Here is a 25,634-nt window from a genome sequence, read left to right on the forward strand (position 1 = left end):
GGGGGGTGATCTTTTAGCATACTGCTATTATAAAAAATCCCCACTCAAAAGTGGGGACTTTGTCAGCAGTCTGAGGAACCCCTGGAGGTTCCTTTTTTTATGTTATTTAAATTTCCCGCCTTTTCTGCACTGTTTTACGCACTGAGCGTGTAACGCGATCCGCCGCACCATCAATGGCGGCATGAATATTTTTATCACGGTGGGTCACCGCAAATGGTTTTAAGCCACGCAAGCGCACTTCCATGGTGCAACGCATGTCATCATCACCACCTTTTTGCCCATTTTCATCGGCCACATGAACTTCTACCCGGGTCACCTGGTCCTTAAAATTATGTAAAGCGTCAGTCATCAAATTTTCAACATAGTTTTGTAACGACTCACCACCGACAATATTGTGATCATGATTTACTTGGATTTGCATAGGACTCTCCTAAATTAATAACAAATTAGCATTGACTGCTTCATACCATAATTCTGGGGGCTATAAAGTTTATTTCAAATTCAAATGATAAAATTTCTAAGATAAATCCTTGCCATTAAAAATAAATAACTTATACTAATCCCTCCCGTGCCGGGGTGGCGGAATTGGTAGACGCGCCGGATTCAAAATCCGGTTCCTTTGCGGGAGTGAGAGTTCGATTCTCTCCCTCGGCACCACACTATACGCATCCTAAGATTTTCACACCTTAACTGATCGATGAGCCATATCGATTTAATTGCTGTCTTTGGTAATATGGTGATCTTCAGATTGTGGTAAATCTTGATCCATCGCCTGGCAGTCACTGTCTGGATCAATGACACCGGTATCGGTTAAGGGTAATAACCAATAACGCAGCGGGAAACGATCTTTAAATTGACACAGATGCTGTAATAAGGGTTTCACTTGAACACGGCTTAAGGCCACTTCTATACGAAAAAAATTTTGATAGCCGGCGACCTGTTCTTTAATGTTGTATTGACTGTGGCGACGGCTAAAGCCGGCCACCTTAGTCATGGTGAAACCGGAAATATCTTGATAAGCCATTAATACATCAACCAAGGTATTTTTCATGGATAAGGGAATAATGATTGTCAGTAATTGTGGGTCATTCATGAGGTTGTCCTGGATTCGATTCGGTAATATAAAAGTGGCAATAAATACAAAGTAATCAGGGTTGAGGTAAATAAACCACCGATTACCACAATGGCCAAAGGTTTTTGGATTTCAGCGCCCGGCCCGGTGGCCAAAACCAACGGCAACAGACCAAATACCGCGGTGGTCGCAGTCATTAAAATAGGTCGCAGACGATCTCCTGACCCCACTAAAACGCCATTTAATAACTCGCTGCTTCGAAAGCGGGTGTCTTGTAAATGCGACAGCAACACCACGCCGTTAAGAATGGCGATACCCAATAAGGCAATAAAGCCCACTGAGGCCGGTACCGATAAATATTCGCCACTGATAAATAAAGCCAGCACACCACCCATCAAGGCAAAGGGGATATTGGCTAAAATAAGCCCGGCGGTCATTAAGCTACCAAAGGTGCTGAATAAAATAATAACGATTAACAACAACACCAAGGGAATCACTGTGAGCAGATTGCGTGTTGCCCGCAGTTGGTTTTCGAATTCACCGCCATAGGTGATAAAATAACCTTCCGGCATGGTCAGGTTCTGGTCAACTTTTAATCTTATTTCTTCGACAAAGCCCACCAAATCCCGATCTTGCACATTGGCAGCCACCACTGAAAACCGCTCGCCATTCTCACGCTCAATAATAGCCGGGCCCACCGTGCGTTTAACCGTGGCAATATCTGCTAAGGTGACCAATCGATTATCAGGCAATAATAAGGGTAACCCTTCTAATTCGGCCACAGACGTAGGCCGTTCACCTTGATCACTGTCGTAAGCCCAGTAAATAGGGGTTTTTATTTTACCGTCAATAATGTATGAAAACGGTTCACCGTCCACCTGTATCCGCAGTAGCTTGGCCAATTGTTGGTTGCTTAAACCATATTGCTCAGCCAATTCGTTTTGCAGAGAAATACTGATGTAATCTCCGCCGTCTATCAAGGTCATTTGTACATCAACACTGCCTTCGATGGCTTTCACTTGATTTGAAATTTGTTCGGCCAATTGGGCCAGAACAGACGTGTCTTCACCAAACACTTTAATGGCCACGGTGCCGCTGCTACCGGTCAGCATTTCCGCTGAGCGCATTTGGATGGGTTGGGTGAAAGCGAAATTAATCCCCGGATATTGCAATAAAATGTCACGCATGGCGTCGATTAATTTGTCCTTGTCCTTAAAACGCCACTCATTCATTGGCTTGAGGGTCAGAAAAATATCTGTTTCATTTAAACCCATAGGATCTAAGCCCAACTCATCGGAACCGGTACGTGCCACAATTTGTTCAATTTCAGGGATTTCAGCCAATAAGTGTTTTTCTATTTCTTTATCCAGTTCCAATGAAGACTGTAAGTTAATGGTAGGCACTTTTTCCAGCTGAATAATAATATCCCCTTCATTGAGTACCGGCATGAAGGTTTTGCCGATAAAGGTAAACAGCACCAGACTGGCGATAAAAACAAGGCTGATAATCGCCACAAACCAGCGTGGTGCTAGCAGGGTTCTTTGTAATGAGCGTTGATAAACCTGTTGTAACTTGTTGAGGTATTTCGGTGGTTTGCTGCGTTTTTGCGTGATCACCCATGAAGCCAATACCGGCATCACCGTGATGGCTGTTAATAAAGCAGATAGTAAAGCAAACACAATGGTCAGGGCCACCGGGGTAAATAATTTCCCTTCTAAGCCGGTTAAGGTCAGCAAGGGTATAAAGACCACGATAACAATCAGGGTACCGGCGAAAACCGGTTTAACAATGTCACCTGTGGCACGATAAATTAAATGCAGTTTCGGTAAACTCTTGTCTTTTTGCAAAGCTGTGACTGTATTTTCGACCACCACCACCGCAGAATCCACCAACAAGCCGATGGCAATCACCAAACCACCCAAACTCATGAGGTTAGCAGTCAATCCAAACTGACGCATTAAATAAAAAGTGAAGATCACGGAAATGGGAATTGATGCCGCCACCACCAGAGAAGCTCGGAAATTACCTAAAAATAATGCCAATATAACTGCCACCAAAAAAATGGCCTGAAACAGGGCCGAACTTATGGTGCCAACAGCGGTATCAATGAGATCCTTCCGGTCATAAAAAATATTTATGTTAGTGCCTTCAGGCAAGGTCGCCTGAATTTGTGCTAATTTTTCACGTACAGCCGCCACCACTTCCGCGGTATTGCTGTCTTTTAAAGCCACCACCAAACCCTGGGTGGTTTCCGCGCCGTCTTTGGTAACACCACCATAGCGGGTTAACTGACCGCTGCTGAGTTGTCCTAAATCGGATAAACGATAGATACTGTTACCATTACTAATAATCAAACCAGCCACATCTTCAAGCTGATGCATACGGCCTTCGGTGCGGATGATCATTGATTCAGTACCCACATCCATACGCCCGACGGCACCATTGAGGTTACTCATGGCCAGACTTGCCTCGATCTGGTCAAGACTGATACCGGCCTGTCTTAGACGACTGAGGTCGGGTGCAAATTGAATGGTTTTGGTTTGCCCGCCCAGGACATTAACATCCGCGACACCCGGCACCGTGCGTAAAGCCGGTCGAATTTGCCAATCCAGCAAATGCTTGCGTTGTTGCAGTGATAGCTGTGGATTTTCCACCGTGAACATAAACATTTCACTCAAGGGTGTACTCATTGGCGCCATACCACCGCTGATGCCTTCGGGCAATGCACCCCACAAGTTCTGAAGTCGCTCACTGACTTGTTGTCTGGCCCAGTAAATATCGGTTCTTTCGGTAAAATCCAAAGTGATTGAAGTAATCGAATATTTTGTGGTGGAACGCAAAATCGCCTGATTGGGGATGCCTAATAACTCGGTTTCAATGGGTCGGGTAATTTGAGCCTCAATTTCTTCAGCAGTCATGCCCGGGGCTTTAATGATTAAATTAACCTGGGTGGCTGAAATATCCGGAAAAGCATCAATCGGCATATTTTTCCAGGCCAAAAAACCCATCAGCAAAGCAATACTCAACAACACACTGATAAATAAGCGCTGAGTCAGGGCAAATCTAACAAAAGCATTAAGCATTATTCGCCCCCCATACCCAACAGCAGCCCTTTTATGGCGGCCACTGAATGAATCAACAACGGTAACCCGGTGAGGTCTCTCTCGGCATGGAAGTAATAAAAATCAAGGTCCCCATGAATCACTGAAACCACTTGAGTTGTTAACATATTATCCTGTTTAATCAAGATCTGTGACTGTCCCTGAAAATCAAATAGACTGCTTTTAGGCACTTGATAGGCTTGTTTTTGATAATGGGGTTTGGCTTGAATGTGTTGGCCGGGCAATAACTGACAGGCTGTTTTAATCGGTTCACTCCATATGTTGACAAAAAAACCATCACTGTCATGAGCCACTTGGTCCACCGTTAATTCACATAAATCGGTTTTTACCGAGGTAACATTCAAGGCGGTTCGGGTTGGTAAACTGAACTGTAAACGCAAAGCATCCCGGGCTAAGATTTGCCCTAAATAGAGGTTGTCTGATTGATCAAAGTTAGCAGGCGGTAAATAAATGCCGGCTTTGGGTGCTTTAACAAACACCTCATCGTCATCGACTGGCGTTTCCAGAAGCTGATAAAAGTGACGAAAATGCGCTAAAGCCATATTCTGTTGGTGATACCCTGTGACAATTTCCTGCCATTGGCTGGCGCTGATTTGTTTATTTTGCATCAAGCTTAAATTGTTCTGATAACGTTTATAGGCCAGGTCATAGAGTGCTTTTTGCGACGCATACTGGCTTTGAAAATGATGCACTTCGCTGCCTGAGAGCCTGAGTAAGCGCTGATCTTTATCAACTTCACTGCCGGCCGAGACCAAGACATCAATTTGCTGTGGCCGAAAAGGAGCTGTTATTTGATAACCTGCGCCGGGCAGATAGCTGACTTGAGCCGGTACCGGTTTTAAATCAAAACCCTGAACCTGCTTAATGGCCTGAAAGTCGAGGCTTAAAGCACCGAGTTTATCAAGTGATACAGAATCAGCAGATAAATTATTAAAAGTTAGAACACTTAGAAGAGCAAAAAATATTTTCATAATGGCAGACCTAAGGTTTGATTTTGACGCGCTTTGTTGCGCTCGATATACAGTGCATTCAGGCGAGCGGCTGACAAATCATCTTGCGCTTGAATCATTTGTTGAAGATACAGGGATTGATTGATTTCATTCATTTCATAGACCTGTTGTAACTGGGTCATTAACTGTTGTGCCAGTTCAGCCTGCTGCTCCAGTAATTCTTGTTGCTGTTGTAAGCGTCGCTGTTCGGATTGCAGTTGTAACCAGGTTTGCTTGATATCCGTATGGCTTTTCTGCAAACTCAGGCTGATTTCCTGTTGGCTGTTTTGCCAGCTGAGTTGATCGGCCTGAGATATCGTTTTCATGGCTTTAATCGGTATACTGACTTGTACACCCATTTGGTTTTCATGAAAGCCGATATCACGAACCTGCTTGGCCACCACCCCCAATTGCCAGTTTTGATGGCCGCTTGTGCTATTTTCATAGAGCAACTCCGCTTGATCCAATTGTGCCTGTAACAGTCTAATCTCGGGGTGCTCATTGATAGACTCTGAAAAATCAGTGGCGGTGGTTTCGCGGTAATTTTCGGGTAAAGCTGTGGTGCCGGTTAAAGCCTGATAGTGCTGATGGGCTAAATTAAGCTGTTCAGTGAACGTCTGAATTTCGATTTGGGTTTGCAGTATCGCATTTTTAATCATCACCCATTGTGTTTGCGATAATTGATTGGTGTCAGCCAGGGCTTCAGCACTGCGTTGCTGCTGTTGCAACCACTTAATTTTACCGTTGGCAATCTCTAACTGCTGTTCACTGATGATGCGTTGCCACAACACCTCTCTAATGAGACCGGACAGATACCAGCGATGCATGTGCTGTAGCTGTAGTTGTAACTGTTGATTCTGATTAGACAGTTGCTGATCCAGTTGTCGCCGGCTGCCGGATTTAATGGGCAATTGAACATTGACTTCATATTCAACTGGTGTTTGGCTGTCACTGCCATATAAACTGGTGAGTTGTAATGTGGGGGTGTCGCCGAGCCAACCTGAAACGAGCTCTTCTGTGGCTTTTAACGGATATAAGGTGTGGCTGTTCTGTTTTGTGTGTAGGATACTTTGGTCAAGTAATTGTTGCAAATTTGCAGGCGCCCCGGCCTGGGCCGTGCTTGGCTGTAGCCCGATAATAATAAAAACTATCATCAATCGTTGAAGTGTCATGGCAATGGTTATCGTAAAATAGTAAAATCAATATAACTTCTTGGCCGCCATATAACATCGGTCGGATGACCTATGCCTTCGTAAGCCACTGATTTAAAACAATAAATAAAATTAGAAAAATATGATTAAAGATAAATTGATTGCCTTTGGGCTGGTGCTTATTATGCTGCTTAATATGGCAGACTTAATTGCTGATATTCGAATGAATGTGGCTTTATGGCATATTCTGTCTGAAGCAATGATTGTCATGGTATCCGGCTTTCTGGCGGCTTATTTAATAATCGAAATGCGTCGTCGAAGCCGATCTCTGAAACAATTATCAAAAGAGCTCAAAGAAGCCCATCATCAACAGGCGCAGATTACTGAACAGTTTAAAACAGCGCGTCATGATTACTTTAAGGCGATAGAAAAACAGTTTAATGACTGGCAGCTCAGTCGCAGTGAACAGGAGGTGGCTTTGTTGATTTTAAAAGGTTTAAGCATTCCTGAAATCGCTATTATGCGATCAACCAAAGAAAAAACAGTCAGGCACCAGGCTTCTGCCATTTACAGAAAAGCGCAAATTGACGGCCGACACGAACTATCGGCCTGGTTTATGGAAGATTTTATCGCGGTCAAAGCCGCTTAGCCATTAATGACCTGTTTAAGTGGATAAACCATATTCTTAGTTAAAAATTTCATCCGGTAAATCATCACCGGCTTGAAGAATATGTTTATGGTGCTGTGCCAATTTAAAGTCCATGTCATCTAAAATAGCACCAGAATCTGTCATATCCTGTAACCTGTTGACGGCATTCTTAACCAGATGATATCGGTCTAATTGGTTTAACACCAACATATCAAATGGTGTGGTGGTTGTGCCCTCTTCATTAAAACCATGGATATGAAAATTCTCATGACCCGGACGGTTATAAATAAGCCGATGTATCATCGACGGGTAACCATGAAAAGCCAAAATTACAGGGGCATCGCTTGAAAATATCTGTCGAAATTGATCATCGCTGATGCCATGGGGATGGGTTGTGTCCATGGCCAGCGTCATAATATCAACAACATTAACAAAACGGATGGACAAATCGGGTAATCGTTGATTCAATATTTTGGTGGCGGCCAACGCTTCAATGGTCGGTACATCACCGGCACAGGCAATAATCAAATCCGGTTTGGCCGAATCGGTATTACTGGCCCAGTGCCAAATCCCCAAACCCTGATCACAATGCTTTTGCGCCTCATCAATAGCCAACCATTGCGGTTGCAGCTGCTTACCGGCCACCACCACATTGATTTTATCGGTGGTTTGTAGAATTTTTTGGGTCACTGCCAATAAACAATTGGTATCCGGCGGAAAATACAACCTGACAACATTCGGTTCTTTATTGGATAAATGGTTGATAAAACCGGGGTCTTGGTGAGAAAAGCCGTTATGATCCTGACGCCACACATGCGAAGTCAACAAATAGTTTAACGACGGTATTGGTTGTCGCCAGTTGACTTTTTGGCTCGCCACTTGCAACCATTTAGCATGTTGCGTTGCCATGGAACTGACGATATTAATAAAGGCTTCATAACAAGAGAACAGGCCATGACGGCCACTGAGCAAATAGCCCTCTAACCAACCCTGGCAGGTGTGTTCGCTTAATATTTCCATGACCCGGCCATCCATGGCCAAATCTTCATCACTGTCCAGTTGCTCGGCAACCCATGTTTTAGCAGTGACCTGATACAAATCATCAAGCCGGTTTGAGGCGGTTTCATCGGGGCCAAAAACCCTGAAATTAGACTCATTCAAGCGCATCACTTCAGCCAGATAAGTGCCCATCACCCGGGTGGCGCTGATTTTTTGACTGCCTCGGCTTTTTAAATCCACGGCAAAATCACCGACGCCGGGAATCTTCAAAGCTTGCATAAGCACACCACCATTGGCATGCGGATTACGCCCCATTTGTAAGCTGTCTTCGGGAATTAAATCGTTAATATCGGCAATGATACGGCCGGTTGAGTCAAAAAGTTGTTCAGGGTTATAGCTTCTTAACCATGCCTCCAATAATTCGATGCGCTCCGGAAATTGTCGCAATTCTTTAAAAGGCACCTGATGTGAGCGCCAGGAATCTTCCACCGGTAAATTCTCAAAGCTTTTAGGTCCGGTCCAGCCTTTCGGTGTTTTCATGACAATCATCGGCCAGATAGGTCGTTGCGTAATACCTTGAGTTCGCGCTTCCACTTGAATCTTTTGTATGCGGTTAACAGCCTGGATGAGTGCATCTGACATTAATTGATGAACCGCGTTGACATCGGAGGACTCGACCCATATGGGCTGGTAACCGTAACCCTTGAGCAGCTGGTTTAATTCTTTCTTGGGTATGCGGGCAAAAATAGTTGGATTGGCAATTTTATAGCCATTTAAATGTAATATCGGCAACACCGCCCCATCACTGGCCGGGTTAAGAAATTTGTTGCTATGCCAGGCAGCCGCCAGTGGACCGGTTTCCGCCTCTCCATCACCAATCACACAGGTGGCAATCAAATCGGGATTATCAAACACAGCACCAAAGGCGTGAGATAAGGCATAACCCAATTCACCGCCTTCATTAATCGATCCCGGAATTTCAGGCGCCACATGGGACGGTACGCCGCCGGGGAATGAAAATTGTTTAAACAGTCTTTTCAAGCCTGATTCATTCTGCTGAATAGCAGGATAATAATGACTGTAACTGCCTTCAATATAGGTATTGGCCACCAAGGCCGGGCCGCCATGCCCGGGACCGGTGACATAAATCATATTCAATTGATGCCTGGCGATTAATCGATTCAGATGCGCATATATGAGATTTAAGCCGGGCGTTGTACCCCAGTGGCCCAATAATCTGGGCTTGACGTCTTGTCGGGTTAACGGTTGTTTTAGTAAGGGATTGTCAAGTAAATAAATTTGCCCTACTGACAGATAATTGGCCAATGACCAGTATTGGTTAAGGCTTGTTATGTCTTGACTTGATAAAGTACTCTTCCTAATGGTCATATTTTTATCCTGCTGTTAAGTGATTAAGTGTATCAATAGAATTGTTATTTTTTATAAAAATGCGCCACAAAAGGTTCGCGAAACCGCTGATGACAATTTAGACAGGTTTTTTGCAGCCTTGCAAATGCCTCAATAACCTTCTCCCCATTGTTTTCCAGAGCGGCCTGTTTTAATGTTTCGGCCGCTTCTTGTGTTTTGTTATCATAAGATCGAAAAGTACCCACATCGGTACCGCCGAAACGCAAAATACGCGTCTTTTCCATAAACGGAGGTTGTCGATGCTCTCCAATCAAAGGTGCCATGGCGACCACTTGCGACCATTGTTCATGGGCAATGGCAGCGGTTACAACCTCCATATGGTCACCCATCTCTTGCATAATTTGACGCAACACCATGGATTCAGACTGGTTACTGTCCTGTGCCCAGGCCAATGGCCATAAAATGGTTATCAGCACAATGACGAAAACCGGCTTTAATCGGCGCTTATCAAACATAACGTTGTCCTCAACTAAAATTCAATACTTAAAGCAATTGAACCATAACTGTGATTATTCAATTGCTCATCATATTCACGGGTACGGTAAACATGCATTACCGCCAATCGAAAACCATGACCGGCAATAAAACCCTGACCACTGATTCCCACGGCCGCTTGTGCAATCCATGGCCGTCTCGAAACACTGTGGCTGTCTTGAAACAAATTACCATCCAGAGAAAAGTCATAACCGACTGCCTTGGCTTCCAGAGTAACAAACAGGTGCATTCCGGGTGCCGGCCGGCTTAAATCAGAAATAGAATTATCGCCGTTATTTCCATGAGCGAAAGCCGATGGCGGACGATTTTCGGCACCTGGTCTGATTGGGTAACTGCCAAAATCGTTGGGCAGGTTCCAACCGATACGACCTTCGATACCGACTGTTGCCGAGGTTTCAATATTTCCCAGTCTAAGCCCCATTGAGCGAATCGAATCGACTGAAAAACCCGGGGTAACGGCACCGTCTTGATTCGATGATTTATATTTCCGGTCCAAAGCCAACTGCAAGGCCGGTTCATTTTCCAATTGGTTATCCCAACCGAGAAAACGCTCATCATCGAAGGCATCATGAACCAGGTTTTGTGCTTGTTCTGCCAATGATAAAGGTCCTATCACGCCGATGGTAATTTCACGGGTATCCAGCATATCAAGATTTGATTCGGGATTAAATTTTCGTCGGTTCCAGGCCATACCGGTATACAGCAACCCGGCATAAGGTCGATCATCCACAATTAAATCAGTGCGGGTAAAATCCTCCGGTGTGTACATCGACTGACCAAACCGAAACACCACATTCTGGCTATCCGCTGAATAATTCATATCATTCCAGAATCCGGGGTTCATCATTTGAATAAAGCGCATATACAAACGACTTGGCTTTGACAGGCACTCAGGCCGTAATTGACCGGGAATATCGAGCGAAACCATGGTGATTGACACACCATTGGTATAATCCTGATCAGTATCAGTAAACTTGTCATTTTCCAGTCGTATCGTACCACCGCGGAATTGAATTGTTTCTTCGGGCGCACAGGCCAGGTCAATATCCATATTTTCATCGGCGGCCACTGCCAACATCGACCACAACAGCATACTCATCGCGGCCATCAACTGCATTGGATAACAATAATTAAAGCGGTCGCAAAAAAATGAATAAAAACGAACCATGGCTACACGTCTAAAGTTTCTTCCTTCGGCGGTCTTCCCGCATAGAATCCTTCCAACACAGTCATGATTTCTTCGGCTGTGTCCACATAAGTCATTAACTGCTTGTCCTCAGCACTGATATAACCGGACTCAACCAGATAATCAAAATCAACCACACGTTGCCAATAGGATTTGCCAACCAGCACGATGGGAATCTCTGCCATTTTCCCGGTTTGTACCAAAGTCAGGACTTCAAACAATTCATCCAGCGTACCAAAACCACCCGGAAACACCACCAAACCTTTGGCACGCATCAAAAAATGCATTTTACGCACGGCAAAGTAATGAAACTGGAAAGCCAATTCCGGCGTAATAAACGGATTGGGTGTTTGTTCATGCGGTAAGGTAATATTTAACCCAATGGAACGTGCACCGGCTTCATAAGCACCGCGGTTAGCCGCTTCCATAATACCGGGACCGCCACCGGTCACCACCACAAAATCACGGTGGTGTTGTTCCTGAAATCGAGTTGAAATAATGTGTGAAAAACGCCGGGCTTCTTCATAGTACTGTGATTGCGCCAGTTGTTTTTTAGCCTCATCAAGCTGTCTCGTATCCGGGGCATCTGCCTGTTCTGATGCCGCACGTCTTTCAAGTTTATCCAGATTTTCTTGAGCCTGTTGTTGCGCGATGATTCGGGCACTACCAAAAACCACCACCGTTGAGCTAATCTTTTTTCGACGCAATTCCTGTTCAGGTTTCAGCAATTCCAGTTGTAATCGAATCGGCCGCAAATCGTCACTGTTGAGAAATGCGATGTCTTCATAAGCCAGCCGGTAAGCCTCACCCGACAATATGTTTTGCACAAGTTGCTTATGTTCTGCATGCAGTTTTGATTGATCAGACATGTTCACTCTCCTCGATTAATCAAGTTCATATTAGGGTCTTCATTGTTGCGAATCGATGAGACCCATATCCCAACCGCCTCCCAGGGCTTTAAATAAAGCCACCAGATTAATCGCCGTGGCGGTGTGGGTTTGGGCATAGTTGTGTTCGGCTTCGCGTAAAACCCGTTCTTCAGTCAGCAATTCGGTTAATGCCATATCACCGGCCTGAAATCGTGCTTGGGCATGTTGGTAGCTGCGTCTGGCTGCATTCACTGCCAACTGTTGACGTTCAACAGCATCAAGACCAAGCAGATAGTCGCTAAGGGCACGTTCGGCATCACTCAGCGCGGTCAACACCGCTTGCTCATAAGCCAATGCGGCTTGTTGTTGGCGCGCTTCGGTGGCCCGGATTTCGGCACGCACCCGTCCACCATCAAACAAGCGCCAGGAAATCAACGGCACAAGTGAAAAAGTGGTGCTGTCAGAATCAAATAACTGGCTTGAGTCCAGGGATTGAAAACCACCGCCGGCGGCAATCGATAATTGAGGAAATAATTCAGCCGTGGCAACACCTATATCGGCCGTACTGGCAGCCAAACGCCGTTCTGCAGCCCGAATATCTGGACGTCGGCGCAATATATCAGCCCGTTCACCAACCGGTAACGCTGTTAAGGCAATCGCCGGTGCATCCATATTAATCAATGCCAATTCATGCTCAGGCGGCATCCCCAACAGCACACCCAAACCCAGAGCAGCGGCACGTATGCGTGCTTGAATACCCGGTAAACCGGCCTCAGCCACTGCCAGGCGTGACTGGTTGATGGCAATGTCCGCTTCTGCGACATCGCCCAATTCATAGCGTTTTTGCACCAGGTCTAAAGTCTGTTGCAATGTTTCTACGGAAGCTTGTCGGGCTGCCAGTTCCCGTTGTGCGCCTCTCAGCGTTAAATAAACCCGGGCCACTTCCGCGGCAACACTGATACGAATATCAATGGCATCGGCCTGCGCAGCCTGAAGTCGCGCTTGTGCACTTTCAAGCGCACGACCGGTTTGACCAAACAAATCAATTTCCCAGGCCGCATCGAAGCCAATCTCATAAATGGTCTGATTACGATCAAGTCCCGGAATTGAGGCAATCGGTAACGGACCATGCTCACTTTGTCGTCGTCGTGCGACACTGCCTGAGGTGTCCACAACAGGCGCATAACCACCGGCTGCGCGGTCACGCAATGCCCGCGCCTCATTAATTCGGGCATAGGCTTGTCGCAAATTCAGGTTACTCGACAAGGCATCGGCCACCAGACGATCCAAAACAGGATCACCCAATGCCGCCCACCATTGTACCCATTCAATTTGTCTGTCTTTGGCGTTCACCGACAGTGTCCAGCCATCACCGGTATCAACGGCTGGCGGCTGACGATAGTCCGGCCCCACGGCACAAGCACCGAGCAATAAACTCGCTGCCAGGTAAAGCCCATGTCGCCCAAAATTTAAACCTTGTGTCATATTAATCACTCCAAAAATTATTCCAAACGACTGCGCACAAACACCACCGCCATGGAGAGTGTTACCAGTGCAATGATGACCAACGGCCAGGTATTGGCGATAATATCTGACGCCGGCATGGCTTTGAGGAAGGTTCCTTCTACAATCACCAAAAAGTGCTTCAGCGGAATCGCCTCGGCCAACCATTGCAATAAGGTCGGCATATTTTCAACCGGGGTGGCAAAACCGGACATCAAAACTGCCGGTACACCAATGGCAAAAGCCCCTAAAATAGCCTGTTGCTGGGTGGCAGAGACCGACGAAATCATCAGGCCGATACCCACCACTGATAAGATAAATAACAATAAACTTGGCATCAATAACCAAAATGAGCCCTCAAATGGCACCCGGAAAACAAACGCCGCGGCAACAATCATCATCAACCCCAAAACCAATCCGATGGCCAAGGCCGGCATGGTTTTGGCCACAATGATTTCAAAGGTGGTGGTCGGTGATACCAGCAATTGATCAAATGTCCCCAGTTCCCGTTCCCGGGAAATGGACAAGGAGGTAATCATTAGCGCACTGAAGAAAACCAAAATACCCGATAAAGCAGGCACCACAAACCAGCGATAAATCAGATTTGGATTAAACCAGTGGCGCACCGCCACCGGATTGGCATGAACTGTGTCTCGTTGTATGGCAGCACTGACACCGGCGGCAATGGTATTCAGATAACCCACGGTGATCTGGCCGGCATTACTGCGACGACCATCCACGATAACCTGGACCGTACCGACTTTGCCTGCGGCAATGTCACGGGAAAATTCCGGACCGATATTAAGCGCCGCAATCACGGCACGACGATCAATCAAATCGCGTAAGGCTTCGGGGCTGTGTACCGTATGAATCTCATTCACAAAATCCGCCGCATCTATACGTGCCACCAGCTCATGGGACCAGTGACCGGCATCGCGATCATAAACAGCGATATCCGCATTACGCACTTCTAAGGTGGTGGCGAAGGTGAAAATTAACAACTGCATCAACGGTGGTACAAACACAATGATGCGACTGCGGGGATCGCGCAAAATACTCAATAATTCTTTCACAATCTGCGCGCTGAGCCGGGCATTAACAAATAGATTTAAAAAGCGACGCATTCTCTATGACTCCAAATTTTTACGGGTTTTGCGCTTGGCGATGGCAAAGAAGAACACCCCAATCGCCATCATGGCCGCCAAATCAGGTAAAAACACCGCCCACACATCACCGGCTAAAAACACCGTTTGCAAAGAAGACACAAAATAACGGGCCGGAATTAAATAGGTGATGGCTTGAATCGGCACCGGCATGGCATCAATTTCAAACAGAAAGCCGGACAACAAAAAGGCCGGTAAGAAACCAGAGAATAAGGCAATCTGAGAAGCCAGAAACTGATTTTTTGTCACCGATGAAATCAACAAACCCTGCCCCAAAGCCGGCACCAAAAACACAGCAGACAAGATTAATAACGCCGGTAACGAACCTCGCAGCGGCACATCAAAGACAAAAGCGGCCAGCACGGCTGAAGCCAGGGTCGCTGCCATACCCAGGACAAAATAAGGCAATAATTTACCAATCAGAATCTCCACCACGGATGCCGGTGTCGACAACACCGCTTCCATGGTGCCCCGCTCCCACTCCCGTGCCACCACCAATGCCGTCAACATGGTACCGATAATGGTCATAACAATGGCAATGGCACCGGGCACCAGTGAGCGACGACTTTCCAATTCGGCATTGAACCAATAGCGCGGCTCCAGATTAATCACCGATACCGGTCTGCCGCTATGGCGACTCGCCTGCCAGTTAAGCACCACGCCCTGCGCGTAATTGACAACAAAGTTGGCGGTATTTGGCAACGAACCATCTGTTATCACCTGCACCACCGACTGCGGTTGACCTGATGTCAGGCGTTTCTCAAAATCCTGAGGAATCACCACATAGCCACGCAATTGACCGGACACCACCTGCTCAGCCACTTCCCGCCGATCCCGTGCCGGCGTCACCTTCAGATAACGGGTGCCGGCAAAGGCCGCTGCCAACGATTGCGCCGAAGCACTGTCAGATTCCAGTACCAACCCGATACGCACTTCACGGACATCCAGAGAAACCGCATAAGCAAATAAAAACAGCAATATAGTGGGTAGCACAAAGGCAATCAGAATGGTGGATGGGTCACGAATGGCTTGCAAACTTTCTTTTCGAACCAGGGCCATCAAACGCCGCCAGTCAAAGGCACGTTGGGCACGCTCATCTTGTATTAAATCTGCTTGAGAATCGACAGTTTTGGATGTCTGATCATTCATACAGCGGCCTTCGCGTCACGACGCGCCTCATCGTCCAATTGTGCTGACTCCACCAGATGTATAAAAGCATCTTCCATGGTGGGGTCAGGATGTTTTTCGTTAACGGCGCCCTGTTTCAGGGCATCGGGTGTATCCAGCGCAATCAGTCGTGCCCGGTACATCATCGCCACCCGATCGCAGTATTCTGCTTCATCCATAAAATGGGTGGTCACCATAATGGTCACACCTTTGCGTGCCAGACCGTTAATATGGGTCCAGAATTCGCGTCGGGTAATGGGGTCCACACCGGAAGTCGGCTCATCCAGGAACAACACCGGCGGCCGGTGCATCAAAGCACAGGCCAACGCCAGGCGCTGTTTATAACCAAGTGGCAATGAATCCGGTGAAGTACTCAAATATTGAGACAAATCAAAGGTGTTAATCATCTCATCAATACGTTGTCGCTTGATATCGCCTTCCAGCCCATAAACACCGGCGGAAAACTCAAGATTCTGTTGCACCGACAGCAAACCGTATAAAGAAAACTTTTGTGCCATATAACCCAACTGGCTTTTGGCAGATCCGGTGGCATAACGTAAATCATGTCCAACCACCTGCGCCTCACCTTCGGTCGGTTTAAGCAAGCCACAGAGCATCTTAAAAGTGGTTGATTTGCCCGCTCCATTGGGTCCGAGCAGACCAAATATTTCACCTTTTTGCACCTCGAAACTGACATCGTCTGTGGCGGTAAAATCACCGAAACGTTTGGTTAAATTGCGACAAGAAACGGCCACATCCGAACCCAGTTCAACCGCATCAATACGCTCAGCCAGCGCCGAAGTGCCACCGGGACCGCCGCCCAGTAAATCAATGAATGCATCTTCAAATCTGGGTTGAACCAGAGTCAGGCTGGCACCCACGTCATCGGCCAGTGCTTTAATTTCCCGGGTGTTGGCATCCTCACGTAACACCACCCGCACCGCATCACCCTGAATCACACCGTCACCGACACTGGCTAAATTGAGTGCCTTGGATAACACCGCGCGGCGTTCAGTGCCAACCTGTTCCAATCGATAACTGCGTTCCTTAATTTGATCGGTTAGTTCCTGAGGTGGACCATTAAATTCAAGTTTGCCTTCATTTAATAACAACACGCTTTGACAGCGCTCCGCTTCATCCAGATAGGCTGTTGACCACACCACCGCCATGCCGTCGTCGGTTAATTCCTGTACCATACGCCACAAATCCTGACGACTCACCGGATCAACGCCGACACTGGGCTCATCCAACAACAATACCTTGGGTTTTGCCATCAGCGCACAAGCCAGTCCCAGTTTTTGTTTCATACCACCGGATAACTTACCGGCCAGACGTTTGGTAAACGGCCCAAGCCGGGTGAAATCGAGCAAACTGTCAAAGATATCACCATGCTGATCGGCATCCATACCACGCAATTGTGCGTATAGACGCATGTTTTCCATCACCGACAAATCTTCGTAAAGACCAAATCGCTGCGGCATATAACCACTGACTATATGAATGGCTTCGTTGTCATCCACCACGTCAAACCCGGCCAGCGTTACGCGACCGCTGTTAGGTACCAATAAGCCGGTCATAATACGCATCAAGGTGGTTTTACCTGCACCATCAGGGCCCACCAAACCGGTTAACCGACCATATTGGATTTCGGCACTGAAACCATTGAGCGCTTGCACCTCGCCAAAACGCTTCACCACATCTTCGATCACCACTGCGGCATTATTTTTACCCAATCGGCGAAAAACATCACTTGTGATGGCGGTACTCATGACATGATTAACATTTGACATGGTTATTGCCCTGATACCGATTTATGACCGCTCTGATCCACTTCAACCGTAACCGGCATACCCTGACGCAAATCTTGATTGGCATCCGTGACGGTAATTCGTAAGCGGTAAACCAGATCCGTGCGCAAATCTGTGGTTTCAACCGACTTCGGCGTAAACTCGGCTCGCGGCGAAATAAACCCAATCTGACCCTGATAAGCCTGATCAGATGAATCGGTGAATACCCGCACCTGAGTACCCGGGGCAATATGACCCAGATTCGGCTCGCTGACATAGGCGCGCACATAAACCGGATCGCGCAAACTTAAACTATAGACCGTGCTGTTACTGGCCACCATACTGCCCGGTTCGCGCACCCGCGCCAAAACCGTGGCATCACTGGGCGCCACCAAATCAGTATCTGCCAGCGCCCTTTCAGCTTGTGCCACCGCCGCTTGCGCCACCGCCACCCGCGCTTCACCGGCAGCAATGTCTTCATCCCGAAATCCGGCTTCTACCAATGACAAGGCGGCTTTTGCTGAGGCCAGATTGGCCGCCGACTGATTACGCATGGCCAGCGCCGCGTCCACTGCCCGTTGACTGGTGGCACCAGATTCAAGTAACGCACTTTGACGCTGATAATTGCGTTCCGCCTCATGGTAATTTGCCTGCGTCTGCGCGACTGTCGCTTCTGCCTGCAGAACTTCCTGCGGCCGGTTGCCGCTGTGAAGCTTATCCAGTTCTGCCTGGGCGGCTTGTAATTCGGCTTTGGCAGCCGCCAGTTTATCCCGATAAGGCCCGCCATCCAGCTGCGCCATAATCTCGCCGGCGTTCACTTGATCGCCCTCATCAAACAGCATCTCGGTTAATCGACCGGGTTGACGAAAAGCCAGTTCCACCTCACGAATGTCCACATTGCCATATAAACGCAAGGTCGAGTCATCGTTTTGTTCACGTAATACAAACCACCACACCGACACGGCGGTGACAGCTATGATAATAAGAACCAAGAGTATGCGGCCTTTTTTACCGCCGGATTGTTGCGTATTCATCGTTGATTGTCCCATTGAATGCTGACGTTAACCGATTGAGCACTGGGCTTAATCGGACTTGTTGGTTTCTGTTTGGGTATGACTTGGGCACCGATAGTAATGGGCATAACACCATCATCGCCCCAGCCATACAAATGGTCAGCCAAATATTGTTTGGCCTGCCAGTTCACTTTTCTTTTGTTGTTCATAATCGTTTCCTGTCAATCAGCTATATTCAGCTGTTTGTTGATAAATGAGTGTCACACCATGACTTCCTGTCCGGGCTCGGGCACTGATACCTGCCAGCCATGCGCCTGCCGTAAACTTTCGGCAAAATCTGTGGCCGCTGTTTGCTCGCCATGAACCACAAACGTATGTTGTGGTGGCCGTTGAAAATGACCGGTCCAGGCCAATAAAGCCGGCAAATCAGCATGCGCTGATAAACCGCCTCCGGCACTATATATCGAAGCACGCACGGGAATCTCATCACCAAATATTCGTACCCGTTTCGCGCCATCGATTAAACGTCGGCCCAGTGTCCCTTCGGCCTGAAATCCTGTTATTAAGACACTGCATTCTTCCCGGGGTAAGTTATGCACCAAATGATGTTTAATTCTGCCTGCAGTACACATACCACTGGCAGAAATAATGATGGCCCCGGAACGCACTTGATTTAAACCTTTTGATTCAGCCACACTTTCCGTGAAATACAAAAAGGGAATATCCTTTCCCAAGTTGTGCCAACCGGCCAAATCTCGAGCAGCCACATCAAATAAATCCATGTGATTTTGGGTAATTCGGGTCACTTCGGTGGCCATGGGTGAATCCACAAAAACCTTTAAGTGATGTAATCGGCCTAAACGGCTGAGACGATGTAAATGGTAAAGAACCTCTTGGGTACGGCCCACGGCAAAAGCCGGCACAATGACATTACCACCATTTTTCAGGGTCTCTTCGATGGCAGTGATTAGCTCAGCTTCCGTGGCAGTCATATCTTTATGCACCCGATTACCATAGGTTGATTCAATCACCAAAATATCCGTTTCATCGATAATCGTAGGATCACAAATAATGGGTCTTCCCGGTTGACCCAAATCACCACTGAAAACTATTTTGATAGTCTTCGTGCCTTCAGTCAGCCAAATTTCAATAATGGCTGATCCAAGAATATGACCGGCATCGCGAAATTGACAACGAATACCTGTATCAGGAGTTATCTCTCTGTCATAGTCATGTAACCGCACTTGCTTCAGCATGTTTTGCGCATCAATTTGGGTATATAGCGGCTCATTAACAGCTTGTCTGGCTCGTCTTGATTTGGCGTAACGTTTGGCACGTTCAGCATCATTTTCCTGAATATGGGCACTGTCAAGCAACATGACCTGCAATAAATCTGCAGTTGCCGAAGTGCAATGGATGGTTCCGGCAAATCCGGCTTTAGTTAATTTAGGTAACAAACCACTGTGGTCTATATGGGCGTGGGTTAACAGCACAAAGTCGATGGATTTTGCATCAAATGCAAACGGCTCATGATTGCGAGTCGATGCTTGACGGCCACCCTGATACATACCACAATCGACTAAAAAACGGGTACTTTCGGTTTCCACCAAAAAACATGAACCGGTGACTTCCTGGGCGGCACCGTGAAATGTTATTTTCATGGTGACTCTCCACCTAGCTGACGCTTTCTAATTTGCTGCCAGGCAATCACCGCAATCGCGGCCCATATCGCCGTACGAAGACTCATGGCAATCACCGTCCGTTGGGCAAAGGCGCCACCCAATGCAACATGAAGACCAAAAGCGGCAAATACAAACGCTGTTGCGGCTGCCAGGCTAACCGCCAACCAAACCGCCCAACGCCTTTGTAACCACATGCCGATTCCGGCCAGAATATAGAAGAAACCGGCGATAAAGTTAAACCACAGTACAAAAGGCACATAATCACCGGCCGCTTGAACAGCGGCTTCATCACCATACAGAACCAAGCCACCTTCTTTTAAAGTTAATAGCCCAAATGCCACAGCAAATAAAGCCACAAGGCGAATCCAAAAAGTCTGTTTTTTTAGTGTTGTCATAATAATTCTCTTGAAAACCACGGTTTAGTAAGTGAGTACTCACTATCTTTAATCTTTCTGACTGCTTTGTCAAGCAATTTTATATATTTAAGTGATTATTAATCTATCCGAGAAGTGCTGAGAGCAGCACAGTTCACTGCGCCGGGTAATGAAGACATGCGATTTCACCACAGCTTAAGACGACTCCATGGATGAAGAAGTTAGAATCGAGATTGAATCAGAGATCGAAGCATAAGGAATGCCCGTTAAGGGCGTGAGTATACGACCGCTTGCGCCCCATGAACATCCGTTTGTTTATGGGTTTATAGTAAGGACTGTCGATACACATTAAAGACCGCTTCTGCCTGCGCCAACATATCCTGTCGATCTGCCGCCAGCATTGATTGCATCACCAACCCCTGAATACTGCCAATAAAAAGCAGCGTTGCCGCCTCAATGTCTAAATTTGGATTGAGCTCACCACGTTCTTTCCCTGTGCGCATGATATCCTGTAATAAATCAGCATACTGCGCGATTAGTTGCTTCACCATCTGTTTGGGTACGCTGTTTTTGTCATGTTGCAGCTCACCAAAGAGTATGCGTGGAATTCCTGGATGCTTACTGACAAAAGAAATATGGGCTAAAAACATAGACTGTAATTTGTCTATGGCCGAATCTTCTGATTTGATGGCTTTATGAATGTGCTTCATTAAGCGCTCGGCCACCCAACCCATGACCCCGGAAAAAATAGATTCCTTGGTGGGGAAATGCCTGAATATCGCGCCTTGCGTTAAACCCATTTTATCGGCGAGAGCCTGGGTGGTGATGGCATTGGGGTTCTGTTCGCCTGCTAAATCTATCAGGGTCTCAACGGTTTCAAGGCGTCGTTGTTCAGCGGTTTTATTTTTTGTTCTGGAAGTCATGACATTTTAGATAGTAAGTGACCACTATCTTCTCATATTTTTATGCCACTGCCAATCATTAGTTTTCTTAGCTGAATTACCTTTCATATAAGCGGAAAGATCTATCTTGTTTTGAAGACATCGTCGGGCTAAATACCAGAGAAATTAATACGCACTTCAAAACCATCTATACGATTAACGGCAGGTGAGTGAATGGTCATGGTGGCACCGACACCGCTAACAATGGCATCAGCTATCGCTAAACCCAGGCCGGATCCTTCAGCTTGGCTGTTAGATCTGACAAAACGACGATGAAGCTGAGTTAATTTTTCGGCCGGGATAACATCTGCATGATTGATGATGCGTAAAGTACCCTGGGCAGAAAACTGTATCTCTATCGGTTTACCTTCATGACCATGCTTAATGGCATTATCCAATAGGTTTTGCACCAGGATGGCAAAGGCATCGGCATCCAGATTAGACATGAATGATTCATTGTCCGGTACATTTAAGTGAATGACTGCATTTGCATAGGAGCGTCTGAATTCTTCAACAATCAAGCGTAAAAGACTGATTAAATCATGCCGTTCAGAGGACAATAAACGGCCACCTTCGGCTTTGGCTAACTGCATCAGTTTCTCAGATAATCGAGACAGCTTCCGTATCGAGGTTTCGATTTTGCTGGCTTGTTCCTGGCTCGAACCCGCCGGCAAGGTTTGTTGCAGCCTTTGTATTTGTGCCAGTGCCGTGGCAATCGGTGTGCGTAATTCATGGGCACTGTTAGCGGTAAAGGCATGTTCTAACTCCATGGCCCGGCGCAATCGCTGCAATAAATCATTCAAAGATTCGGCAATGGTATTAACCTCAGCGGGTAAATTATGGTTTTGTATCGGCGATAGGTCGCCACCATCACGTGATTTAATGGCTTCGCTAAAAGCCAGCACATGGCGCAAACTGTAACGCACAAAAACCCAGGTGCCGAAAAAGCACAGTGGAATAAGTATCGCCAGCGGCCACACCAGGGTGAAAACCATTTCCCGGAGCGCTTCTTGTCTTTGTGATAAGGGTTCTGCCACCTGTATATGCAGTGTATCCTGAACTGCTGAGGCACCATAAAACCGGTGACTTGCCGATGAACTAAAACCAGTCTGAAAATCTGGCTTAAATACCGCCGGATCCGCGTTGTGCGATTTCAGCAAAACCGCACCGCTGTTATCGCGCACCAGATAGATAAAATATTCGTCATGAGCGGCGAATGGCATAATATTTTGTAATTGCCCGGGGGGTTCACTGTTGATAATTTCAACCACCGCCAACGGCATAATACGCTGCGCCGTTTCCGCTAAAGCACTATCAAACATTTCATTCATTCTGTCACGCAACACAGTTACCGCCACCACCAGGGCCAAAACCCATAAAAGAGCAACACCCAGAGTTAAGCCGACGCCCAGGGTTTTTTGCAAACTTTTTGTCCGCTTCATGAAGTTTTCATCCGATAGCCCAAACCACGCACCGTTTCAATCAGTTCCTTGCCCAGCTTCTTGCGTAAACGACTGACGTAAACTTCAATGGTATTACTTTCAATTTCGGCACCAAAAGCATAGAGATGATCTTCTAATTGCACTTTTGACAATAACATACCGGGTCTTTGTAAGAATGCTTCAAGCAAAGCCCACTCACGGGCGGTTAACTGTATTTCACCACCGGCTCGAGTAACCTGATGATTGTTTAAATCAACAGTTAAGTCAGCCAGCTTAATGGTTGGATTGGGGTTGCCCGCATAACGTCGGGCTACCGCACCAACCCGGGCACTCAGCTCAGATAAATCAAAGGGTTTGACCAGATAATCATCGGCACCCGCATTTAAACCTTTGATCCGATCAGAAATCTGATCTTTAGCGGTTAAAATAATCACCGCTGTACTGTCGCCTGAATGTCTTAATGCCTTCAACAAATCAATGCCATGGCCATCAGGCAGCATCAAATCAAGTAAAATTAAATCGTATTCGGTACTGGCCAGTGCGGCTTTGGCCTGACCAATGGTTTGCACCCAATCCACCGCATGGCCTTCATCGGTCATCTGATTGTCGATTACCTCACCTAACTCGATGGTATCTTCAAGCAATAATAGCCGCATCTCAAAATCTGCCTTTTCAATTAATCAATCATAACGCGATTGGCCATTATAAGGTAAATTTCGATAAGTATTTTCAGCTTGCTGTCAGGATAGCCATATAAAGTGAACAACAATTAGTCATCGGATGTAAACAATGAATAATAAAAAACTCACTGTTATGCTGGCACTCATCAGCACTGTAATTGTTGCTATCTGGGCCTGGAGTTATGCCATGAACGCAACTGCAAGCACTCATTTGCCCTGGATAACATACCACAATATCCTGTATGTTACAGGACTATTGGCGATGGCCTTGCTGTCGATAACCATGATACTGGCGACCAGACCGGCGATATTAGAACCTGTGTTTAATGGCCTTGATAAGATCTACCGACTGCATAAATGGACGGCGATATTAGCGGTTATTTTTGCGGTTCTACATTGGTTAACTGAAATGAATGATGACTTGTTAGAATCGCTCTTGTTGGTCTCCGGACAACCCACTGAGGCTTCGGTTTCAGGCTTTGTTGATACTATGCAAGAACTGGCTGAGGATTTGGGTGAATGGAGCTTTTATCTGGTGGCTGGCATGGTGCTGTTGTCACTATTGAAGTTTTTTCCCTACAAATTCTGGCGTTATTTACACCGTATTATGCCGGTGCTGTATTTATTACTGGTCTTTCATGCAGCCTGGCTAACACCATTTAGCTGGTGGCAACAACCCATCGGCTTACTACTGGGCCTGTTAATGGTGGCCGGCAGTATCGCAGCCATGCGCTCTTTAACCGGACACATTGGCCGAACACGACGGGTTCAAGGCACCATCAAATCCATTACAGCCAGTGCTCAAGGCATTACTCAGGTGGTCTGTCAATTGGGTAAAAAATGGCCCGGTCACCGGGCGGGACAATTTGCTTTTGTGCGTTTCGATCGGCTTGAAGGCAACCACCCTTTCACTATTGCCAATGCGGATAAAAACAATGGTCAATTAACTTTTGAAATAAAAGCCCTTGGCGATTACACCAAAAATTTAGCCGGAAAAATAACCGAGGGTCAAGCCGTCACTGTTGAAGGGCCTTATGGCCGGTTTGATTTAAAACACCACAAAGCCAACGCCGAGCAAATCTGGGTGGCCGCCGGTATTGGTGTAACCCCCTTTTTAGCCTGGTTAGAAGAATTACAAAATCACCCGGAACAGGTACCGACTGCGCAGATGCATTATTGTACCCATGATGGCTCCTCCGATCCGATGGTGCCACGATTACAGCAGTTATGTGATAACCTGAAATCTGATAACTCACCTGGTATCAGTCTACACATACATGACAGTCAAAAAGGTCAGAAAATCACAACGGAAGACCTGCTCAATCGAGATGCTGCGAAAAAGGTAACGGAAGTTTGGTACTGTGGCCCCAAAGGCCTGGCCAGATTATTGGAAACAGGCTTAAAGAAAATGCTACCGGGTTCACTGCGGTTTCGTAAAGAAGCCTTTGAATTTCGATAAATTAAATATTTTAAACCTGCTTTCAGGTTATTGTCAGGAAAGCAGATTATAGTTAAGGTTCAAACAACTGGAGAGACACCATGAAAATTGTACAAATGGCTGCATTGATGGTCGCTTTTTTAATATCAACAGCGGCACTGGCTGATGATGACTGCACCGATCCGGTGGCCGAATGGCAACCGCAGGAAAACCTGCGTCAACTGATGATTGACAACGGCTGGGACGTGAAGCGCATTAAAGTCGATGACGGCTGTTATGAAGTCAAAGGCTTTGACCAGGACGGTCACCGTGTAGAAGCCAAATTCTCACCGGCTAGCTTGGAAATTATAGAACTTGAAATCAAGTTTACGGGTTCCGGCAATCGCTCTGGCTATTTAAAAAAACGCAGTGGCCAACAAAAACCTGCGAACAATAAAGACAGCAAACAAAGACCCAAAGTAAACATTCAGTAACAACACGGAGA

The 25,634-nt window shown here is 46.8% G+C and carries 23 protein-coding genes and 1 tRNA gene; 4 read left to right on the forward strand and 20 right to left on the reverse strand.

The window, feature by feature from the left end:
* Window positions 1–106 precede the first annotated feature (106 nt).
* Window positions 107–421: an HPF/RaiA family ribosome-associated protein gene (locus IEV16_RS08970; protein WP_188365367.1), complete on the reverse strand. Its 315-nt coding sequence runs from the start codon at window positions 419–421 to the stop codon at window positions 107–109.
* A gap of 149 nt (window positions 422–570) precedes the next feature.
* On the opposite strand from IEV16_RS08970, the gene IEV16_RS08975 reads away from it, so the two are divergent.
* A tRNA-Leu gene (locus IEV16_RS08975) sits at window positions 571–657 on the forward strand.
* A gap of 55 nt (window positions 658–712) precedes the next feature.
* On the opposite strand, the gene IEV16_RS08980 is transcribed toward IEV16_RS08975, so the two are convergent.
* The 4 genes from IEV16_RS08980 to IEV16_RS08995 are packed head-to-tail and all read right to left on the reverse strand — an operon-like array spanning window position 713 to window position 6,355.
* Window positions 713–1,093 carry a DUF3240 family protein gene (locus IEV16_RS08980; protein ID WP_188365368.1) on the reverse strand — a complete coding sequence of 127 codons (381 nt, stop codon included), beginning with the start codon at window positions 1,091–1,093 and terminating at the stop codon, window positions 713–715.
* Window positions 1,090–4,155 carry an efflux RND transporter permease subunit gene (locus IEV16_RS08985; protein ID WP_188365369.1) on the reverse strand — a complete coding sequence of 1,022 codons (3,066 nt, stop codon included), beginning with the start codon at window positions 4,153–4,155 and terminating at the stop codon, window positions 1,090–1,092. Before IEV16_RS08985 ends, IEV16_RS08980 begins: the two co-directional genes overlap by 4 nt.
* The gene (locus IEV16_RS08990) at window positions 4,155–5,165 is read right to left on the reverse strand and encodes an efflux RND transporter periplasmic adaptor subunit (RefSeq protein ID WP_188365370.1); all 1,011 of its coding nucleotides are present in this window, start codon (window positions 5,163–5,165) and stop codon (window positions 4,155–4,157) included. The genes IEV16_RS08985 and IEV16_RS08990 overlap by 1 nt, the downstream gene beginning before the upstream one ends.
* Window positions 5,162–6,355 (reverse strand): TolC family protein, encoded by a 1,194-nt coding sequence (locus tag IEV16_RS08995; RefSeq protein ID WP_188365371.1) that lies wholly within the window; start codon window positions 6,353–6,355, stop codon window positions 5,162–5,164. The genes IEV16_RS08990 and IEV16_RS08995 overlap by 4 nt, the downstream gene beginning before the upstream one ends.
* Before the next feature lie 121 nt (window positions 6,356–6,476).
* Here IEV16_RS08995 and IEV16_RS09000 point away from each other — a divergent pair, with 121 nt between their 5' ends.
* Window positions 6,477–6,983 carry a helix-turn-helix transcriptional regulator gene (locus IEV16_RS09000; RefSeq protein ID WP_229728305.1) on the forward strand — a complete coding sequence of 169 codons (507 nt, stop codon included), beginning with the start codon at window positions 6,477–6,479 and terminating at the stop codon, window positions 6,981–6,983.
* Window positions 6,984–7,019: 36 nt separating this feature from the next.
* Here IEV16_RS09000 and IEV16_RS09005 read toward each other — a convergent pair whose 3' ends face one another.
* The 15 genes from IEV16_RS09005 to IEV16_RS09075 form a co-directional block, all read right to left on the reverse strand.
* Window positions 7,020–9,371 carry a phosphoketolase family protein gene (locus IEV16_RS09005; protein WP_188365372.1) on the reverse strand — a complete coding sequence of 784 codons (2,352 nt, stop codon included), beginning with the start codon at window positions 9,369–9,371 and terminating at the stop codon, window positions 7,020–7,022.
* A gap of 44 nt (window positions 9,372–9,415) precedes the next feature.
* Window positions 9,416–9,865 (reverse strand): cytochrome c, encoded by a 450-nt coding sequence (locus tag IEV16_RS09010; RefSeq protein WP_188365373.1) that lies wholly within the window; start codon window positions 9,863–9,865, stop codon window positions 9,416–9,418.
* A gap of 14 nt (window positions 9,866–9,879) precedes the next feature.
* Window positions 9,880–11,073 carry a lipid A deacylase LpxR family protein gene (locus IEV16_RS09015; protein ID WP_188365374.1) on the reverse strand — a complete coding sequence of 398 codons (1,194 nt, stop codon included), beginning with the start codon at window positions 11,071–11,073 and terminating at the stop codon, window positions 9,880–9,882.
* Between the two features lie 2 nt (window positions 11,074–11,075).
* Window positions 11,076–11,960, reverse strand: coding sequence for an LOG family protein (locus tag IEV16_RS09020; RefSeq protein WP_188365375.1), 885 nt, complete (start codon window positions 11,958–11,960; stop codon window positions 11,076–11,078).
* A 39-nt stretch (window positions 11,961–11,999) separates the two neighbouring features.
* Window positions 12,000–13,445, reverse strand: a complete 1,446-nt coding sequence (locus IEV16_RS09025; protein WP_188365376.1) for an efflux transporter outer membrane subunit — start codon at window positions 13,443–13,445, stop codon at window positions 12,000–12,002.
* A gap of 17 nt (window positions 13,446–13,462) precedes the next feature.
* Entirely contained in the window at window positions 13,463–14,587 is a 1,125-nt protein-coding gene (locus tag IEV16_RS09030; RefSeq protein WP_188365377.1) for an ABC transporter permease, read from the reverse strand.
* A gap of 3 nt (window positions 14,588–14,590) precedes the next feature.
* The gene (locus tag IEV16_RS09035) at window positions 14,591–15,775 is read right to left on the reverse strand and encodes an ABC transporter permease (RefSeq protein WP_188365378.1); all 1,185 of its coding nucleotides are present in this window, start codon (window positions 15,773–15,775) and stop codon (window positions 14,591–14,593) included.
* The gene (locus tag IEV16_RS09040) at window positions 15,772–17,562 is read right to left on the reverse strand and encodes an ATP-binding cassette domain-containing protein (RefSeq protein WP_188365477.1); all 1,791 of its coding nucleotides are present in this window, start codon (window positions 17,560–17,562) and stop codon (window positions 15,772–15,774) included. The genes IEV16_RS09035 and IEV16_RS09040 overlap by 4 nt, the downstream gene beginning before the upstream one ends.
* A gap of 23 nt (window positions 17,563–17,585) precedes the next feature.
* Complete coding sequence (gene hlyD / locus IEV16_RS09045; protein ID WP_188365379.1) at window positions 17,586–18,614, reverse strand: secretion protein HlyD; 1,029 nt, start codon at window positions 18,612–18,614, stop codon at window positions 17,586–17,588.
* Window positions 18,611–18,802 carry a hypothetical protein gene (locus IEV16_RS09050; protein ID WP_188365380.1) on the reverse strand — a complete coding sequence of 64 codons (192 nt, stop codon included), beginning with the start codon at window positions 18,800–18,802 and terminating at the stop codon, window positions 18,611–18,613. Before IEV16_RS09050 ends, hlyD begins: the two co-directional genes overlap by 4 nt.
* Window positions 18,803–18,853: 51 nt before the next feature.
* Window positions 18,854–20,254, reverse strand: a complete 1,401-nt coding sequence (locus tag IEV16_RS09055; protein WP_188365381.1) for an MBL fold metallo-hydrolase — start codon at window positions 20,252–20,254, stop codon at window positions 18,854–18,856.
* Window positions 20,251–20,670, reverse strand: a complete 420-nt coding sequence (locus IEV16_RS09060; protein WP_188365382.1) for a hypothetical protein — start codon at window positions 20,668–20,670, stop codon at window positions 20,251–20,253. Before IEV16_RS09060 ends, IEV16_RS09055 begins: the two co-directional genes overlap by 4 nt.
* 302 nt (window positions 20,671–20,972) lie before the next feature.
* Complete coding sequence (locus tag IEV16_RS09065) at window positions 20,973–21,572, reverse strand: TetR/AcrR family transcriptional regulator (protein WP_188365383.1); 600 nt, start codon at window positions 21,570–21,572, stop codon at window positions 20,973–20,975.
* Between the two features lie 128 nt (window positions 21,573–21,700).
* The gene (locus IEV16_RS09070) at window positions 21,701–23,032 is read right to left on the reverse strand and encodes a sensor histidine kinase (protein WP_188365384.1); all 1,332 of its coding nucleotides are present in this window, start codon (window positions 23,030–23,032) and stop codon (window positions 21,701–21,703) included.
* Window positions 23,029–23,688, reverse strand: a complete 660-nt coding sequence (locus IEV16_RS09075; RefSeq protein WP_188365385.1) for a response regulator transcription factor — start codon at window positions 23,686–23,688, stop codon at window positions 23,029–23,031. Before IEV16_RS09075 ends, IEV16_RS09070 begins: the two co-directional genes overlap by 4 nt.
* 133 nt (window positions 23,689–23,821) lie before the next feature.
* Here IEV16_RS09075 and IEV16_RS09080 point away from each other — a divergent pair, with 133 nt between their 5' ends.
* Together IEV16_RS09080 and IEV16_RS09085 are read left to right on the forward strand one after the other, a co-directional pair.
* Window positions 23,822–25,171, forward strand: a complete 1,350-nt coding sequence (locus tag IEV16_RS09080; RefSeq protein ID WP_188365386.1) for a ferredoxin reductase family protein — start codon at window positions 23,822–23,824, stop codon at window positions 25,169–25,171.
* An 80-nt stretch (window positions 25,172–25,251) separates the two neighbouring features.
* Window positions 25,252–25,623 carry a PepSY domain-containing protein gene (locus tag IEV16_RS09085; RefSeq protein WP_188365387.1) on the forward strand — a complete coding sequence of 124 codons (372 nt, stop codon included), beginning with the start codon at window positions 25,252–25,254 and terminating at the stop codon, window positions 25,621–25,623.
* The last annotated feature ends 11 nt before the right edge of the window (window positions 25,624–25,634 follow it).

Source organism: Marinicella pacifica (genome assembly GCF_014636635.1).
Taxonomy (GTDB): domain Bacteria; phylum Pseudomonadota; class Gammaproteobacteria; order Xanthomonadales; family Marinicellaceae; genus Marinicella; species Marinicella pacifica.

Bases quoted from the DNA above. Each gene is read 5' to 3' on its own strand.
- IEV16_RS08970 (WP_188365367.1), bottom strand. From the start codon at position 421: ATGCAAATCCAAGTAAATCATGATCACAATATTGTCGGTGGTGAGTCG.
- IEV16_RS08980 (WP_188365368.1), bottom strand. From the start codon at position 1,093: ATGAATGACCCACAATTACTGACAATCATTATTCCCTTATCCATGAAA.
- IEV16_RS08985 (WP_188365369.1), bottom strand. From the start codon at position 4,155: ATGCTTAATGCTTTTGTTAGATTTGCCCTGACTCAGCGCTTATTTATC.
- IEV16_RS08990 (WP_188365370.1), bottom strand. From the start codon at position 5,165: ATGAAAATATTTTTTGCTCTTCTAAGTGTTCTAACTTTTAATAATTTA.
- IEV16_RS08995 (WP_188365371.1), bottom strand. From the start codon at position 6,355: ATGACACTTCAACGATTGATGATAGTTTTTATTATTATCGGGCTACAG.
- IEV16_RS09000 (WP_229728305.1), top strand. From the start codon at position 6,477: ATGATTAAAGATAAATTGATTGCCTTTGGGCTGGTGCTTATTATGCTG.
- IEV16_RS09005 (WP_188365372.1), bottom strand. From the start codon at position 9,371: ATGACCATTAGGAAGAGTACTTTATCAAGTCAAGACATAACAAGCCTT.
- IEV16_RS09010 (WP_188365373.1), bottom strand. From the start codon at position 9,865: ATGTTTGATAAGCGCCGATTAAAGCCGGTTTTCGTCATTGTGCTGATA.
- IEV16_RS09015 (WP_188365374.1), bottom strand. From the start codon at position 11,073: ATGGTTCGTTTTTATTCATTTTTTTGCGACCGCTTTAATTATTGTTAT.
- IEV16_RS09020 (WP_188365375.1), bottom strand. From the start codon at position 11,960: ATGTCTGATCAATCAAAACTGCATGCAGAACATAAGCAACTTGTGCAA.
- IEV16_RS09025 (WP_188365376.1), bottom strand. From the start codon at position 13,445: ATGACACAAGGTTTAAATTTTGGGCGACATGGGCTTTACCTGGCAGCG.
- IEV16_RS09030 (WP_188365377.1), bottom strand. From the start codon at position 14,587: ATGCGTCGCTTTTTAAATCTATTTGTTAATGCCCGGCTCAGCGCGCAG.
- IEV16_RS09035 (WP_188365378.1), bottom strand. From the start codon at position 15,775: ATGAATGATCAGACATCCAAAACTGTCGATTCTCAAGCAGATTTAATA.
- IEV16_RS09040 (WP_188365477.1), bottom strand. From the start codon at position 17,562: ATGAGTACCGCCATCACAAGTGATGTTTTTCGCCGATTGGGTAAAAAT.
- hlyD (WP_188365379.1), bottom strand. From the start codon at position 18,614: ATGAATACGCAACAATCCGGCGGTAAAAAAGGCCGCATACTCTTGGTT.
- IEV16_RS09050 (WP_188365380.1), bottom strand. From the start codon at position 18,802: ATGAACAACAAAAGAAAAGTGAACTGGCAGGCCAAACAATATTTGGCT.
- IEV16_RS09055 (WP_188365381.1), bottom strand. From the start codon at position 20,254: ATGAAAATAACATTTCACGGTGCCGCCCAGGAAGTCACCGGTTCATGT.
- IEV16_RS09060 (WP_188365382.1), bottom strand. From the start codon at position 20,670: ATGACAACACTAAAAAAACAGACTTTTTGGATTCGCCTTGTGGCTTTA.
- IEV16_RS09065 (WP_188365383.1), bottom strand. From the start codon at position 21,572: ATGACTTCCAGAACAAAAAATAAAACCGCTGAACAACGACGCCTTGAA.
- IEV16_RS09070 (WP_188365384.1), bottom strand. From the start codon at position 23,032: ATGAAGCGGACAAAAAGTTTGCAAAAAACCCTGGGCGTCGGCTTAACT.
- IEV16_RS09075 (WP_188365385.1), bottom strand. From the start codon at position 23,688: ATGCGGCTATTATTGCTTGAAGATACCATCGAGTTAGGTGAGGTAATC.
- IEV16_RS09080 (WP_188365386.1), top strand. From the start codon at position 23,822: ATGAATAATAAAAAACTCACTGTTATGCTGGCACTCATCAGCACTGTA.
- IEV16_RS09085 (WP_188365387.1), top strand. From the start codon at position 25,252: ATGAAAATTGTACAAATGGCTGCATTGATGGTCGCTTTTTTAATATCA.